The sequence below is a fragment of the Macrococcus sp. DPC7161 genome (assembly GCF_004117835.1).
Lineage (GTDB): Bacteria > Bacillota > Bacilli > Staphylococcales > Staphylococcaceae > SDSC01.
In genome coordinates, this window is the sequence record NZ_SDSC01000001.1 from 119012 (window position 1) to 135497 (window position 16486).

Genomic DNA, 16486 nt, shown 5'->3' on the forward strand with positions numbered 1-16486 from the left:
TATGTCTGAATCATATAAAGCGTCCGGTGTAGATATTCATGCAGGATACGAAGCAGTAGAACGTATGAAAAAGCATGTTCAAAAAACAATGCGTAAAGAAGTTTTAGGTGGATTAGGTAGCTTTGGTGCTGCTTTTGATTTATCTGAATTAAATATGAAAAAACCAGTACTTGTTTCTGGGACTGATGGTGTCGGTACGAAATTAAGATTAGCAATTGATAATGACAAACACGATACAATCGGAATTGATGCTGTTGCAATGTGTGTGAATGATATTTTAACAACTGGTGCATTACCACTTTATTTCTTAGATTATTTAGCTTTAAACAAAGTTGATCCTGTTGTCGTAGAGCAAATCGTTAAAGGTGTTGCAGACGGCTGTGTTGAAAGTGAATGTGCGTTAATCGGTGGAGAAACAGCAGAAATGGGCGATATGTATCATTCAGGTGATTATGATATCGCTGGATTTGCTGTCGGTGCTGTTGAAAAAGATGAGTACATTACTGGTGAAGCTATTCAAGAGGGAGATATCATTTTAGGCTTAGCATCAAGTGGTATTCACTCAAATGGATATAGTTTAGTAAGAAAAATTATTCGCGATAATAATATTGATGTTAACCAATTCCAATTAGATGGTAAACCATTTATTGATGTTGTGTTAGAACCAACGAGATTATATGTAAAAGCAGTTAAAGCTGTATTAGAATCAGTAAAAGTAAATGGTATGTGCCATGTTACTGGTGGTGGATTCATTGAAAATATTCCACGTGTATTCCCAAAAGATAAAGGACTTTATCCTAATATTGATGTAACAAATATTCCAAAACAAGCTATCTTTGATTTCTTACAAGAAAAAGGCAATATCGACAAACATGAAATGTACAACGTATTTAATATGGGTATCGGATTTGTGATGATTGTAAATCCTAATGACGTTGAAAGAGTGAAGGCGGTCTTAAATGCAATGAATGAACCTGTTTATGAAATCGGAACTGTTGTAAAAGGTTCAGAAGAAATTACGATTACAGGAGTATAATCATGAAGAAAATTGCAATATTCGCTTCAGGAAATGGTTCTAACTTTGAAAAAATTATGGAAAATATCCAAGTAGGATTTTTGGACCAAATTGAAGTAACTTCATTAATTACTGATAAACGAGAAGCATTTGCTATCGAACGTGCTAGAAGATTTCGTTTGCCAGTACATATTATTGAACCTAACCAGTTTGAATCTAAAGCTTCGTATGAAGCACAAATTCTTAAAACTTTACAACGTGAAGAAGTTGAATGGGTGATTTTAGCAGGGTACATGAGACTCATAGGCCCGACGTTATTAAATGCTTATGAAGGTAAGATTTTAAATATTCACCCTTCTTTATTACCAAGTTTTCCAGGTAAAAATGCAATTGGACAAGCGCTTGAATATGGTTGCCGTGTAAGTGGTGCCACAGTCCATTTTGTAGATAGTGGTATGGATACAGGGAAAATTATTGATCAAATGAGTTGTCCTATTTATGAGACGGACACAATAGACACGCTTCAATTACGTGTTCAAAACTTAGAATATGAACTGTATCCTAGAGTAATTAAAAAACTAATTAATGATTAGGAGTTTTAACGTGAGAAAAGCATTATTAAGTGTATCAGATAAAACAGGTATCGTTGAATTTGCTCAAAATTTAGTAAGTTTAGATTTTGAAATTTATTCAACAGGTGGTACAAAACAAGCATTAGTTGATGCAAATGTACCAGTTAAATCAGTGAGTGAATTAACAAACTTTCCTGAAATTATGGATGGACGTGTAAAAACATTACATCCAAACATTCATGGCGGTATTTTAGCGGATCGCGATAATGAGGAACATGTTAAAGCAATGGAAACACACAATATTGCACCAATTGACTTGGTTGCAGTTAACTTATATCCATTTGAAGCAACAGTGGCAAAACCAGATGTAACAGAAGCAGATGCTATTGAAAACATTGATATTGGTGGACCAACAATGTTACGTTCATCAGCAAAAAACTTCAAACATGTAATTACTGTTGTGGATCCAAGTGATTATGCAACAATCGTTGAAAAATTGAAAAATAATACAGTTGATTATGAATTCCGTAAATCTTTAATGGTAAAAGTATTTAGCCATACGAACCATTATGATGAAGCAATTGTTAATTTCTTTAGTGGTAATAAAGAAACACTTCGCTACGGTGAAAATCCACATCAAAAAGCTGAGTTTATTCGTACGAGCGAAGCGAATAATACATTAGCTGGTGCAAAACAATTACATGGTAAAGCACTAAGCTACAATAACATTAAAGATGCTGATGCAACATTAAATCTAGTTAAACAATTCGATATACCAGCTGCTGTTGCAGTTAAGCATATGAACCCATGTGGTGTTGGTACAGGAGAAACTATTGAAGCTGCATTCCAAAATGCATACGATGCAGATAGTCAAAGTATTTTCGGCGGTATCGTTGCTTTAAACCGTGAAGTAGATTTAAAAACTGCAGAGAAAATGCATGCAATATTCTTAGAAGTCATTATTGCACCTAAATTTTCACAAGAGGCACTGGACTTATTAACGCAAAAGAAAAACCTTCGCTTATTAGAAATTGACATGTCTTTAGATGAAAAAGAAAAAGAATTTGTGTCAGTTTCAGGCGGTTATTTAGTTCAAGATAAAGATTTATTAAATGTTAAACGTGACGATATGCGTGTCGTTACAAATACTGAGCCTACTGAAGCACAGTGGAAAGCGATTGAATTAGGCTGGAAAGTTGTAAAGAGTGTAAAATCAAACGCCATTGTTCTAGCAAATGACAAACAAACAGTTGGTATTGGCGCAGGTCAAATGAACCGTGTAGGTGCTGCTAAAATTGCGATTGAACGTGCTATTGAAATGAATGACAATGTTGTATTAGCTTCGGATGGATTCTTCCCAATGAGTGATACAGTAGAAACTGCACATGCAGCGGGTATAAAATGCATTGTTCAACCAGGTGGTTCAATCAAAGATCAAGATTCAATTGATAAAGCAAATGAATTTGGCATCGCAATGGTCATGACAGATGTAAGACACTTCAAACATTAGGAGGATTTCAATGAAAGTATTAGTAATTGGATCTGGTGGTCGTGAGCATGCACTAGTAAGAAAAATTAAAGCATCAAAGCATGTTGATTCAGTTTATGTTATCGCTGGAAACGATGCGATGCAAAAAGAAGCAACCATTGTTGCAATTGAAGAATCAAATCATGATGCCATTGTACAATTTTGTTTAGATGAAGCGATTGATTATGTGGTTATTGGACCTGAACAACCTTTAATTGATGGTTTAGCAGATTTATTACAAAGTAAAAACATTAAAGTATTTGGTCCAAATCAAAAAGCTGCACAAATGGAAGGTTCTAAAGCATTTGCTAAAGAACTTATGAAGAAATATCAAATTCCAACAGCGACTTATCAAACGATAGAAAATAAACAAGAAGCATTAGATTACTTAGAAACGCATAAAGCACCTATCGTAATTAAATATGACGGTCTAGCTGCTGGTAAAGGTGTTATTGTGGCAATGACTGATGAAGAAGCTATGGAAGCTGTTCAAACATTTTATGAAGAAGGAAATGTGAAAGTTGTCTTTGAAGAATATCTTGAAGGGGAAGAGTTCTCATTAATGGTTTTCGTTAATGATGATTTCTGCATTCCATTTGATACGATTGCTCAAGATCACAAACGTGCATTCGATGGTGATTTAGGACCGAATACAGGTGGTATGGGTGCATATTGTCCAGTAAGTCATATTTCTGATGAAACTTTAGAAAGAACATATGAAGAAATCGTATATCCTACAGTTAAAGCAATGCATGAAGAAGGATTGAATTATTTTGGATTGCTTTATGTTGGTGCAATTGTAACGAGTGATGGACCTAAAGTTATTGAATATAATGCGAGATTTGGCGATCCTGAATGCCAAGTATTATTAACAAGACTTGAATCTGATTTTATGGATATTTTAGAAGCATTAGAAAACAAAAAATCAATAGATTTAGTTTGGAAAAACAAAACGATTTGTGGAGTAGTACTTGCTTCAAAAGGTTATCCAGGAAGTTATGAAAAAGGTCACCTTGTTAAAGGATATGATTTCCAAGAACATTATTTCGTAAGTGCGTTAAAGCAAACTGACGAAGGTTTTGTTACGAACGGTGGTAGAGTGATGATTGCACTTGGTGAAGGTGAATCACTACAAGAGGCACAAAGTAATGCATATTTAAATGTTAAAGCCATTGATTGTGAAGGCTTGTTTTACCGTAATGATATAGGCAATAAAGGATTATAAATAAAAACCGCTATCATCGATAGCGGTTTTTATTTATTCGAAAGTTTTTTGAATATCTTCTTTAATTGAATCGTTTTTATTGTCTTTATTTTCTTCTTTATCTTCCTTGGCAAAATCTTTTTCTAAAACTTGATCCTTTGCCTTTTCTGCGTCTTTTTTAAAGTTATCTAATTGTTCACTCATCGTCAACACTCCTTTAACTTGATAATTATCTTTACCCTTGCAATGAAGTTATAAACATCACATCTCATACTTAAGCATGATTTTTACTAAAATCAAAGACATATGTGCAAATATTACTTATAATGCTAATTGAGGTGGAATCATGAATTATATAAAAAAACATTTTGAAATCATCATTGGTTATGTATTATTTGCCATTTTTACAGGACTAGGCACTTTTATTTTAATACAAGGGCATCAAATAATGCATTTTAAAGACATTGCAATCAATCAATTGAATATGTATCGATTTATTGATTTCATAAATATTTATAGCTTTGAATTGATCAAAATATTAAGTCACTATATCCATCAATTTGCGTATATTTATGGGGCAGTCTTAATTATGATTGGTTTAGCATTCTTCTATATAAGTAGAAAACTGAAACAAACAATCATTTATGATAAAAACATTGCTTATATTTATTTATTATTTTCTATCGTTTTATTTTTACTTACAACCATTTTAATGTATGAAGTATATGGTTGGTTTAGTTTATTATATTGTATTTTATTTATAGTGTTTGTTTTTTATGTTTTAAATCGTAAAGCATTAAATATAAAGATGAGAAAAATGCATTTTATGTTTTTAATCTTTTTATATTTCTTAGCTTACTTTATAACGCAAAATGTTGTGTATGATAATTTAAGCGAAGAGCGCGTTACGCCTTTAGATTTAATGAGTATTAATTTTTATTTAATTGTAATGACACTTTTAGCTACGATGTCATTAGTAAATTATGTGTTTTTAAAACGTACATTAACAACGAATAGTAATCGTATTACTCGTGATTCTGATTGGAATAAAAAAATACAAGAAAGTACAAATCATACATTCGAAAAAATTAATAACTCATCTTTAAAAATCGATGAAAAAATAATGATCCATTACCAAAAAACGAAACAACGCATTAAAGATAAGATTGATTTGCAAGAAGAAGATATCCCAAATTGGATGAGAAAACCAAAATGGTTTAAAGTATTTCATATAGAAATCTTATGTAGTGGGCTAATATTAATATTGTCCTTAATTGAACTTAATAATAGAAATGTATTATTTTCAGCGAGTAAAATTAATGTGGTAAAAATGCAATATTTCTATGAATGGATCAACTTGATAGGATTTATTGCCGTCATTATTGCATATCTATATTTTACTTTATTGATTCATTTAAAGAATCGAGGTTACTTCGGGCAATTATTCACGATTAGTTTTATTATGATAAAAGTGTTAACAGGTATTTATTTGATGATATTTAAAGGCATTAATTTAAGTTTATTTATACCACCAATCCTTTTATTAATTTTTGTTTTAGCAATTCCTATTTATCTCATTCATATTCGCAAACGATATTAATCAAATGAAGTTTTTCACAAAGTTTTGATAATACATGATAATAACGGTGTATTAGCTAAAAATGATTGTGAAAAAGCGCTTGCAAAAAGTAAATAAATCAATTATGATAATAAAGTAAACGTTTACATTGGATGGGAGAAGTGCATTGGGGAATCGCTTCTATACATGTTTTTATTAGTTGAACGATGACGAGACTTAAGTCTCGTCTTTTTTGTTTTTATACACAGGTATTATATCTCTTATGCGAATAGGAGAATTACCATTATTGTGTTATAGTGAGGATAAAATGATAAGGAGCAAAGTATGAAAACCATCACATTAAAATCTAACAAAATACATAAATATAGAACAGGTTATGTTTGCTTAGAAAAAGCGGACGTTGAAAACTTTCAAAATATGCAAGAAGGAGAATTGTTTTTATTAGTCACTCCTGAACAAGAAGTACTTGGTACATTTTATTTTGGTATCCAAAATAAAGGGATTGGATGGAAAGTGAGTGAACAAAAAATCAATACACTTGATGTGACTTATTTTCAAGAACTTTTTGATAAGGCGCTTAATGAGAGAAAATCTTTATATCAATCATCAGAAACGAATGCGTTTCGTTTATTTAATGAAAGTGGCAATCATTTCGGTGGATTAACGATTGATAATTATGATGGTCATTTACTTTTAACATTCTACTCAAAAGGTGTTTATCAATATCAAAGTATTATATTAGAGGCTGTAAAGCGTATTTTTGAGTATAAAACAATTTATGAAAAATTAAGATTTGAACACGACGTGCCAACACATTGTTTATCAGAAACAGAAGCAGATTTTCCAATTATGATTGAAGAACATCAGTTGTTCTATTCTATTGATTTTACAGAAGGCCCGATGACGGGATTATTTTTAGATCAGCGTGAAGTGCGTAAGAAATTAAGAAGACTAAATTATCCAGGAAAACAAATGTTGAATTTGTTTGCTTATTCAGGAGGCTTCTCGTTAAACTGTGCTGATATTGGTATGAAAACTACGAACGTTGATATTGCGAATCGTTCAATTGAATTAATGAAAACCAATTTCGGCATTAATAGCCTAGATGTTGAAGCACAAAGTTACTTTACATTAGACGCTTTTGACGCACTGAAATATTTTAAGCGTCACAATAAAGTATTTGATTGTATTGTGATTGATCCGCCAAGCTTTTCAAGAAATAAGAAGAAAGTATTTTCAGTAAAAGAAAATTATGATGAATTAATTATCAATAGTTTGCCGATTTTAAAAAGAAATGGTTATTTAGTACTTTCTACGAATGCATCCAACTATTCGCTAAAATCATTTAAATCGATGATAGAAGCAACATTAAAACATACTGATTATGAAATTGAAGCGGTAATGGGTCTTCCAAAAGACTTTAAAACGACGGATAAATATAAACCATCAAAGTATTTGAAAGTCATCTTCATTAGAGTAGGTTAATATTGAAAGATTAAAATGTCATCAATTGGGGAATACTATAACATCAAAGAATTTAGGAGGCATATTATGGCTATTTTAGATACGATTATTAATACTGCAGCAAAGCAGTTCAATCAAAAAAATAAAACAACAATTAATAAAAAAGTATTACCTCAAAGTGAAGCAGAGTTAGTTACTAGAAGAGAGAATGCGGAAAAAATGATTCATAATAAATCATTAATGAGTTCAGCAGCAGCTGTTGTTCCAATTCCAGGATTAGATGTTACAGCTGATTTAAAGTTAATGACGGACATTATTGAACAAATCAATAAAGAATATGGTTTAAGTCATAAACAAGTGAATGGTTATTCTGATGATTTGAAGCAAAAAGTTATGTTTAACGCAGCAAAACAAGGTAGTGATTTCATTGGAAAGAAAATCTCAAAATCTTTAGTCGCTGTTATTATGAAAATGATTGCGAAGCGTGAATTAATGAAGCAATCAAAATGGGTACCATTAGTAGGTCAAGCGGTATCTGGTACAATCAGTTATTATATGATGAGAAAAATGGGCATGATGCATATTGAAAAATGTGAAAAAGTTGCACGTGCATTAATGACAGAATAAAAATTGTCTAATTTTTAAACGTTAATATCTTTTTACACATAATGTGTATTGTTGAACAAAACACGTTATTTGAAAACGATTGAATACGGTTACATAAAAATTTAATTCATTGAATAAATACTTTAAATTTGGTATTCTAACAACGTATAGACATGGTTTATATAAAAACATATTAAGCATACATAAAGGAGATTTTTAACATGGAACAAAATTCTTACGTTATTATTGATGAAACAGGTATCCACGCTCGTCCAGCTACAATGTTAGTTCAAACTGCTAGTAAATTTGACTCAGATGTTCAATTAGAATACAACGGTAAAAAAGTTAACTTAAAATCAATCATGGGTGTTATGAGTTTAGGTGTTGGTAAAGGCGCAGAAATCACTATTTATGCTGAAGGTTCAGATGAAAAAGAAGCAATCGCAGCAATTAGTGAAGTTTTATCTAAAGAAGGTTTAACTGCATAATGGCAAAATCATTAAACGGGATTGGTGCTTCTGATGGTATCGCAATTAGTAAAGCTTATTTATTAATTGAGCCTGATTTATCATATTCAAATGACAAAATTTCTGATGTTTCAGCTGAAGTTGAAAAGTTTCAAAATGCAATTAATCAATCAAAAGTTGAATTAATGCAAATTAGAAATAACGCGGAAGTTGCATTAGGTGCTGATAAAGCTGCTATTTTCGATGCGCATTTATTAGTATTAGAAGATCCTGAATTAATCTCTCCAATTGAAGATAACATTAAAAATAATCAAGCTAATGCGGCGTCTGCATTAATGGAAGTTGCTCAAAACTTTATTACAATTTTTGAGTCAATGGACAATGAATATATGAAAGAACGTGCTGCGGATATTCGCGACGTATCTAAACGTGTGTTATCTCATATTTTAGGAGTTAAATTACCAAATCCAAGTATGATTGATGAAAGTGTTGTTATTATTGCTGAAGATTTAACACCTTCAGATACAGCACAATTAAACAAAGAATTTGTACAAGGATTTGTTACAAACATTGGTGGTCGTACATCTCACTCAGCTATTATGAGCCGCTCTTTAGAAATTCCAGCAGTTGTTGGTACTAAAGATGTTACTGAACAAGTTTCAGAAGGTGATATTGTCATCGTAGATGGTTCAACTGGTGAAGTCATCATCAATCCAGAAGCTTCTGTAATTGAATCATACAAAGAAAAGCAATCAGCATTCATCGCTGAAAAAGAAGCATTAAAACAATTGATCAATGATCCATCAGTTTCAAAAGATGGTGTTCATGTAGAATTAGCAGCCAATATTGGAACGCCTGACGATTTAGTAGGTGTAAAAAATAATGGTGCTGAAGGTATTGGGTTATACCGTACAGAATTTTTATACATGGGCCGTGATCAAATGCCATCTGAAGATGAGCAGTTTGAAGCTTATAAAACAGTTTTATCTGCAATGGAAGGCAAGCGTGTTGTAGTACGTACTTTAGATATTGGTGGCGATAAAGAGTTACCTTATTTAAATTTACCGAAAGAAATGAATCCATTCTTAGGTTACCGTGCAATTCGTTTATGCCTTGATCAACAAGATATTTTCAGAACACAATTACGTGCATTATTGCGTGCATCTGAATTCGGTAAATTAAGTATCATGTTCCCTATGATTGCTACAATTAACGAATTCCGTTCTGCAAAAGCTATCTTAGAAGAAGAAAAGTCAAAACTTGCTGAATCTGGTGTTAATGTTTCTAATGATATTGAATTAGGTATCATGGTAGAGATTCCTTCAACAGCAGCAATGGCTGATATCTTTGCTAAAGAAGTTGACTTCTTTAGTATCGGTACAAATGACTTAATTCAATATACAATGGCAGCAGATCGTATGTCTGAGCGTGTATCTTATTTATACCAACCGTATAACCCTGCAATTTTAAGACTTGTGAAGCAAGTTATTGATGCAAGTCATAAAGAAGGTAAATGGACTGGTATGTGTGGTGAAATGGCAGGAGATACAACTGCAATTCCATTATTATTAGGTTTAGGTTTAGATGAGTTCTCAATGAGTGCAACGAGCATTTTAAAAGCGCGTAAACAAATTAAAAACTTATCTCAAGCTGACATGAAAAAATTAGCTGAAAAAGCAATTAATTGTGCTACGCAAGAAGAAGTTGTTGCATTAGTTAACGAAATTCAATAAATACAAAAATAACCGTACATTGGTACGGTTATTTTTTGTTTAAAGTTATAAGTGTAATGTCTTTTTTACAAAATAATCGAATAGGTAAATGTGTTGTGCCAAGACCTTTTGATACATGCAGATACATTCGATGTTTTTTGTATTTGAGTTTATATAAACCCTTTACATATTTAGAACCAAGTTTTGGTTTTACGAGAGCACCAACAATCGGTAATCTTATTTGTCCACCGTGTGAATGGCCAGAAAGTTGTAAGTCAACTTTAAAACGTTTTGTAAAATCAGCATAATCACCTTCATGTACAAGTACAATGGTTGGCATGTTTTGATGAGGGCGATTTGATAAGGCTTGAGAAATATTCCCTGAGGCATTAATAATATCATCAGTCCCACATAAATAAATCAATTCCCCATCATATTCAATCGTATGACCATAATTATTCAACAAAGTAATATTGCTGTTTGATAGGATGTCTAAATAATCATTTGACATAAAGATACGTTGGTCATGGTTTCCGTAACAAAAATAAACACCATGTGATGCTTTAATAGTTTTTAATAGAGGAATGTACTTGAAAGGATTTTGTTTAATCGTTCTTAAATTATCAAATAAATCTCCGGTAATGGCAACGATATGGGGTTCAAGTGCATTAATCATTTCAATATGTTGAATCAAATCTTCATATTGATATTGAAATCCGATATGTAAATCTGAAATATGGACAATGCGTAATCCTTCTTTATGTTGTTGTTTTAAAATTGGTAATTTAATCTTTTTTATCTCTAAGTTCTTTTTTGCGTTATCCTTCATTAGTGGTATGAGTTGTGTACCAAATAAGTCGATGGCAGTAAATACAGCATGTTTGATGAGTTTAAACATAGTGTTCACGCTTTAAAATACGCTCAATTTCGTCGATATCGACTTGATATATGAGTGATTCGTTTATTTTTATTAATGGTGTACTCATGGCATTATAATCGATCATTTCAATTTTATATTGCTGGTTTTGTTGAATATTTTTTTCAACAAAGGGGATATTTTTATCTTTAAAGTATTGTTTGACATAGGTGCAAGGTGGGCATTGATTTTGTGTATAAATTTCTATCATGACTATCTTCCTTTCTTTTTTGCTACAAAAAATATACCGTTAAACCATTATTTTTTTAAACCATTATGTATTATACCCTAAATGGTGACGGAATAATGAACAATAAATTTCCATCACGAAATTGTCACAATATCATATTACGAATCAATGGTTTTTTTAAGCAATTTTGATATACTGAAAGTAATGTTTTGTGATAGATATCACATATTGGAGGGATATAAATGGATTCAGTCATTATTAGCCGTATATTAACTGCAATGACGTTAGGATTTCATATTATTTTTGCAACTATAGGTGTCGGTATGCCGCTAATGTTCATGGTTGCCGAAGGGTTAGGTATACGTAAAAAAGATATTAAATATATTACGATGGCAAGGCGATGGTCTAAAGGATTTACAATTACAGTTGCAGTAGGTGTTGTAACAGGGACAATCATTGGTTTACAGTTATCGTTACTGTGGCCAACATTTATGCAATTAGGTGGACAAGTTATTGCGTTACCTTTATTTATGGAAACTTTTGCATTTTTCTTTGAAGCCATTTTTTTAAGTATATATTTATATACATGGGATCGTTTCAAAAATCCATGGATGCACTGGTTGCTTAACATTCCTATTGTGATTGGTTCAACACTAAGTGCATTATTTATTACTAGTGTCAATTCATTTATGAATACACCTGCTGGATTTGAGTTAAAGAACGGTCATTTAGTAAATATTGATCCAATTCAAGCAATGTTTAACCCATCATTTTTAGTAAGAAGTTTTCATGTAATTGCAACAGGTGGTATGACAATTGCATTTGTGTTAGCAAGTATTGCAGCTGTAAAGTTGATGAGAAATAAATTTAAAGAAGATAAATCATATCACCAATTAGCACTTAAATTAACGATGATTATTGGTTTAATATTTAGTATTTTAACAATTGTTGCTGGAGATGTTTCAGCGAAATTTTTACATCATGAACAACCTGAAAAGCTTGCAGCGATGGAATGGCATTTTGATACAAGTGACAATGCCAATTTAATTTTGTTTGGTGTATTAGATGAAAAGACACAAGAGATTAAGGGAGCGCTTGAATTACCTGGCCTTTTAAGTTTCTTGGCAGATAGTAGTACAAGTACAGTTGTTAAAGGTTTAAATGATATTAAGGCAGATGAAAGACCACCATTAATCGTCCATTATTTCTTTGATTTGATGGTTATTTTTGGAATGTTGAGTTTTGCAATTAGTATCATTTATTTAATAGCATTGAAGTTTAAACCATTATGGATAGAAAAATCATGGTTACTATATTTAGTTGCTTTAACAGGACCGATGAGTATGCTTGCGATAGAATTTGGTTGGTTCTTAGCTGAAATGGGACGTCAACCTTGGCTCTTACGTGGGTTCTTAAAAGTAGTAGATGGTGCGACACATGCCGATGGAGTAAGTTTAACTTTAGTGGCATTTGGTATTCTTTACATAATATTAGGATTCTCATGTAGTTATGTGTTAATAAGGTTGTTTAAAGACCGTTCAGCAACTAAAGATATGATGCAATATGAAGGAGGTCAATCATAATGGATTATCAGCATATTGGAATTTTAGTGCTTTGGACCTTTTTATTTGGCTATATCATTGTTGGTGCAATTGATTTTGGTGCAGGATTTTTTATGTTATATGCACATCTAACAAAGAAAGAACACGTGATCAATAATGTAATCTCAAGATATTTAAACCCTGTATGGGAAGTAACGAATGTCTTTTTGGTATTCTTCTTTGTAGGTATTGTGGGATTCTTTCCAGATACAGCATATTATTTCGGATCAACATTGTTAATACCGGGAAGTGTTGCATTAATACTTTTAACCATCCGCGGTAGTTTTTATGCATTCGAAACGTATGGTAAAGATTCTAAAACAGCATGGAAATTTTTATATGGTGTAACTGGATTATTAATTCCAGCAGCGTTTTCTACTGTGTTAACCATTTCAGAAGGTAAATTCATCACAAAAAATGCACATGGTGTAATCTTAGATTGGGTTGAATTGCTTATGAGTCCATATGCATGGAGTGTTGTATTGCTTTCAATCGTATCTGTGTTGTTTATCTCATCAGCATTCTTAACAGTATATGCGCAAAAAGCAAAAGATACAGAAGCATATCGTTTATTAAGAAACTGGTATTTAATTTGGGCTTTACCTATGTTGATTATTTGTCAGTTTGTGTTCCTAAGTTTAAGACAACACAATAGATCACATTTTGAAGTAGCTACTGGTCAATATTGGTGGGTATTTGGTTTAAGTATTGTATTTTTTATCATCGCATTATTGATGTACTATTTTGAGAAATATTTAAGCATTGCATTTATTTTTGTATTACTCCAATTTGCTTTTGCATTTTATGGTTATGGTATAAGTAAATTACCATACATCATTTATCCATATGTTAATATTGATAAATCAGTTGTAAATGAATCAATGGCATTTTCTTTAGTGATTGTATTTATATTAGGTTTACTTTTACTTATTCCTTCTTTAATATTGTTATTAAGATTATTTGTTTTTGATGCAGATTATGTTAAAGGCAAAAAGAAATAAAGAGGGGTATTTATGGAAAAAGAATTTGTTGTGATCGGTCTTGGTCGTTTTGGCGGTAGTATTGTAAGAGAGTTAAATGCACTTGATATGGATGTCATGGCAATTGATACAAGTGAAGCACGTGTCAATGAATATGCAGATATCGCAACACACGCAGTAATTGCAGATACAACTGACGAAACAGTATTAAAAAGTTTGGGTATTCGCAACTTTGATCATGTGATTGTCGCAATTGGAGAAAACATTCAAGCAAGTATTTTAACGACACTGATTTTGAAAGATTTAGGTGTTAAGAAAGTAACTGCTAAAGCACAAAATGATTATCATGCAAAAGTATTAAGTAAAATTGGTGCTGATATTGTAGTGCATCCAGAACGCGATATGGGAAGACGAATTGCTCATAATGTAGCAAGTGCTTCTGTATTAGATTATTTAGAGTTATCAGATGAACATTCAATTGTAGAAATTCAAGCAGGTGCTCAATTAAGAAATAATACAATTCTTGAATTAGATATTCGAGCAAATTACGGATTAAATATTATCGCGATTAAACGTGGTAAAGAAATTACAGTATCACCAGATCCAAATGAAATGATATTAGATGGTGATATTTTAATTATGATTGGTCATGATAAAGACATTAATCGCTTTGAAAAGAAAATCGTCAATGAATAATAAAAAACGCTTAAAGCTTTGCTTTAAGCGTTTTTATCTTTATTTACTTCCATTATCATTGGAAGAATCATTGGTTTACGTTTAGTTTTTTCATATAAGTATGGAGATAAATTTTCTGAGATTGTGTTTTTAATATGATGCCATTCTAAGTTTTCTTCTGAATTTAACTTTTCGATGACTTTTTTCTTAAGCATGCGACTTGCATCATAAATCAGATGACCAGATTCTCGCATATATACAAATCCTCTAGAAATAATATCAGGTCCACTTAATAACTGATTTGTATTAAAGTCAATACTTACCACTACAATGACTAAACCTTCTTCAGATAATATCTTTCGATCTTTAATGACAACATTGCCAATATCACCAATACCATTACCATCTACAAATACATTACCTGATGGAATACGGCCAACATGTCTTGCGCTGTCTTTTGTTAATCCTAAGACATCTCCATTTTCAAAATAGAAAATATTTTCTTTTGGGACACCACATTCAATTGCTAGTTGACCATGTAATTTTTGCATACGATATTCACCGTGAATAGGTAAGAAAAACTTAGGTTTCATTAAGCGTAACATTAACTTTTGTTCTTCTTGAGATCCATGTCCAGAAGTATGGATATTAGATAATTTACCATGAATAACATCTGCACCTGCTTTATATAAAGCATTGATTGTACGATTGACACTTAAAGTATTACCTGGAATAGGTGAAGATGAGAAAATAACAGTATCATCTGGAATAATATGAATTTGTCGATGTGTACCATTGGCGATTCTTGATAAAGCTGCCATCGGTTCACCTTGAGATCCTGTACATAGAATGAGTAGTTTATGTTTTGGAATATTGTTAATTTTATTCGCTTCAACAAACGTTTCAGGTGGTACTTTAATGTATCCTAGTTCCGTACCAATTTTAATGTTATTCTCCATTGAACGACCGAAAATAACAATTTTACGGTCAAATTTTACGGCAGCTTCAATCGCTTGTTGTACACGATAAATATTTGATGCAAAGGTCGCAAAAATAATACGCCCCTTACACTTTCTAAAAATGTGCTCAACATTTTGTCCAACTTCTCTTTCTGAAATTGTAAAATTAGGAACTTCAGCATTTGTAGAATCAGATAGTAAACATAAAACACCACTTTCACCTAGTGCGGCCATTTTCGCAATATTTGCAGGCTCTCCAACAGGCGTAAAGTCAAATTTAAAGTCACCAGTATGTACAATTTTACCTTCAGGCGTATCTACAATAACACCATATGCTTCAGGAATAGAGTGTGTCGTTAAATAAAATGAAACTTTTAAATTGTCGAATTCAAATACACTGTTTTCATCAATAGGATTTAAAGATGCAGTTCTTAAGAGGTGATGTTCTTCTAATTTGTTTCGAATTAATCCTAATGCTAATGGACCACCATAAATGGGAATGTTTAATTGTTTTAATAAAAATGGTACACCACCAATATGGTCTTCATGTCCGTGAGTGATAAATAATCCTTTAATTTTTTCTTTGTTTTGGATTAAGTAAGTGTAATCCGGTATTACGTAATCGATACCAAGTAACTCGTCCTCTGGAAATTTGATACCAGCATCAATTACGATAATTTCATTTCGATATTCAATCGCATATGTATTTTTACCGATTTCGCCCATACCACCAAGAGCGAATACACCTACCTCATGATTTGGTAGTAGAGATTTCATTAAATTGTCTCCACGTTATACGCAGGTGACTTTTGTTCATATTCTAAATGAGCACCTTCTAATTTTTGAACAAATTCAATATTGTAAGGACGATCTAATAAATATCTTCTAACTTGCTCTTCACTTACTGCTTCGAAGTATTTTACTTGTGTGTTTTCACGAATAATTACCTCTGCTTTGTTTTCTTGAAAAAATACTTTAAATATAGCCATTTGATAGCCTCCTAAAATCTTATAAAATC

General features: G+C 31.8%; 17 protein-coding genes. 12 read left to right on the plus strand and 5 right to left on the minus strand.

All coding sequences use genetic code 11. The annotated features are described in order from the left end of the window. Position 1: 1 nt before the first annotated feature. From purM to purD, 4 genes are read left to right on the plus strand one after another with little or no spacing between them, the layout of a single operon-like run. A complete protein-coding gene (purM, locus tag ER639_RS00520; RefSeq protein ID WP_129063794.1) occupies positions 2–1036 on the plus strand; it encodes a phosphoribosylformylglycinamidine cyclo-ligase in 1035 nt (344 codons plus the stop codon). Positions 1037–1038: 2 nt separating this feature from the next. Continuing rightward, positions 1039–1608: a phosphoribosylglycinamide formyltransferase gene (purN, locus tag ER639_RS00525; RefSeq protein ID WP_129063795.1), complete on the plus strand. Its 570-nt coding sequence runs from the start codon at positions 1039–1041 to the stop codon at positions 1606–1608. Positions 1609–1618: 10 nt separating this feature from the next. Then, a complete protein-coding gene (gene purH, locus ER639_RS00530) occupies positions 1619–3097 on the plus strand; it encodes a bifunctional phosphoribosylaminoimidazolecarboxamide formyltransferase/IMP cyclohydrolase (RefSeq protein WP_129063796.1) in 1479 nt (492 codons plus the stop codon). A 10-nt stretch (positions 3098–3107) separates the two neighbouring features. Continuing rightward, positions 3108–4340: a phosphoribosylamine--glycine ligase gene (gene purD, locus ER639_RS00535; protein WP_129063797.1), complete on the plus strand. Its 1233-nt coding sequence runs from the start codon at positions 3108–3110 to the stop codon at positions 4338–4340. A gap of 33 nt (positions 4341–4373) precedes the next feature. Here purD and ER639_RS12185 read toward each other — a convergent pair whose 3' ends face one another. Next, positions 4374–4523 carry a hypothetical protein gene (locus tag ER639_RS12185; RefSeq protein WP_164993309.1) on the minus strand — a complete coding sequence of 50 codons (150 nt, stop codon included), beginning with the start codon at positions 4521–4523 and terminating at the stop codon, positions 4374–4376. Positions 4524–4665: 142 nt separating this feature from the next. On the opposite strand from ER639_RS12185, the gene auxA reads away from it, so the two are divergent. From auxA to ptsP, 5 genes are all read left to right on the plus strand, one after another. Next, positions 4666–5919, plus strand: a complete 1254-nt coding sequence (auxA, locus tag ER639_RS00540; RefSeq protein ID WP_129063798.1) for a lipoteichoic acid stability factor AuxA — start codon at positions 4666–4668, stop codon at positions 5917–5919. A 303-nt stretch (positions 5920–6222) separates the two neighbouring features. Then, a complete protein-coding gene (locus ER639_RS00545) occupies positions 6223–7383 on the plus strand; it encodes a class I SAM-dependent rRNA methyltransferase (RefSeq protein WP_129063799.1) in 1161 nt (386 codons plus the stop codon). A gap of 66 nt (positions 7384–7449) precedes the next feature. After that, positions 7450–7989: a DUF697 domain-containing protein gene (locus ER639_RS00550; protein ID WP_129063800.1), complete on the plus strand. Its 540-nt coding sequence runs from the start codon at positions 7450–7452 to the stop codon at positions 7987–7989. 200 nt (positions 7990–8189) lie between these two features. Continuing rightward, on the plus strand, positions 8190–8456 hold the full coding sequence (locus tag ER639_RS00555; protein ID WP_129063801.1) for a phosphocarrier protein HPr: 267 nt from the start codon (positions 8190–8192) through the stop codon (positions 8454–8456). Continuing rightward, positions 8456–10168, plus strand: a complete 1713-nt coding sequence (gene ptsP / locus ER639_RS00560; RefSeq protein WP_129063802.1) for a phosphoenolpyruvate--protein phosphotransferase — start codon at positions 8456–8458, stop codon at positions 10166–10168. Before ER639_RS00555 ends, ptsP begins: the two co-directional genes overlap by 1 nt. A gap of 28 nt (positions 10169–10196) precedes the next feature. On the opposite strand, the gene ER639_RS00565 is transcribed toward ptsP, so the two are convergent. Together ER639_RS00565 and ER639_RS00570 are read right to left on the minus strand one after the other, a co-directional pair. Beyond that, positions 10197–11045: a metallophosphoesterase gene (locus tag ER639_RS00565; protein WP_129063803.1), complete on the minus strand. Its 849-nt coding sequence runs from the start codon at positions 11043–11045 to the stop codon at positions 10197–10199. Beyond that, the gene (locus ER639_RS00570; RefSeq protein WP_483306216.1) at positions 11038–11274 is read right to left on the minus strand and encodes a glutaredoxin family protein; all 237 of its coding nucleotides are present in this window, start codon (positions 11272–11274) and stop codon (positions 11038–11040) included. The genes ER639_RS00565 and ER639_RS00570 overlap by 8 nt, the downstream gene beginning before the upstream one ends. A gap of 221 nt (positions 11275–11495) precedes the next feature. Here ER639_RS00570 and ER639_RS00575 point away from each other — a divergent pair, with 221 nt between their 5' ends. Genes ER639_RS00575 through ER639_RS00585 form a run of 3 tightly spaced genes read left to right on the plus strand, consistent with a single transcriptional unit; the run spans position 11496 to position 14530 of the window. Then, positions 11496–12836, plus strand: coding sequence for a cytochrome ubiquinol oxidase subunit I (locus ER639_RS00575; RefSeq protein WP_129063805.1), 1341 nt, complete (start codon positions 11496–11498; stop codon positions 12834–12836). Continuing rightward, a complete protein-coding gene (locus ER639_RS00580; protein WP_129063806.1) occupies positions 12836–13855 on the plus strand; it encodes a cytochrome d ubiquinol oxidase subunit II in 1020 nt (339 codons plus the stop codon). The genes ER639_RS00575 and ER639_RS00580 overlap by 1 nt, the downstream gene beginning before the upstream one ends. A gap of 12 nt (positions 13856–13867) precedes the next feature. Next, entirely contained in the window at positions 13868–14530 is a 663-nt protein-coding gene (locus tag ER639_RS00585; RefSeq protein WP_129063807.1) for a potassium channel family protein, read from the plus strand. Between the two features lie 23 nt (positions 14531–14553). Here the strand turns inward: ER639_RS00585 and rnjA are convergent, their stop codons facing one another. Beyond that, entirely contained in the window at positions 14554–16245 is a 1692-nt protein-coding gene (gene rnjA, locus ER639_RS00590; RefSeq protein WP_129063808.1) for a ribonuclease J1, read from the minus strand. After that, entirely contained in the window at positions 16245–16457 is a 213-nt protein-coding gene (locus ER639_RS00595; RefSeq protein ID WP_129063809.1) for a DNA-dependent RNA polymerase subunit epsilon, read from the minus strand. Before ER639_RS00595 ends, rnjA begins: the two co-directional genes overlap by 1 nt. Positions 16458–16486 lie beyond the last annotated feature (29 nt).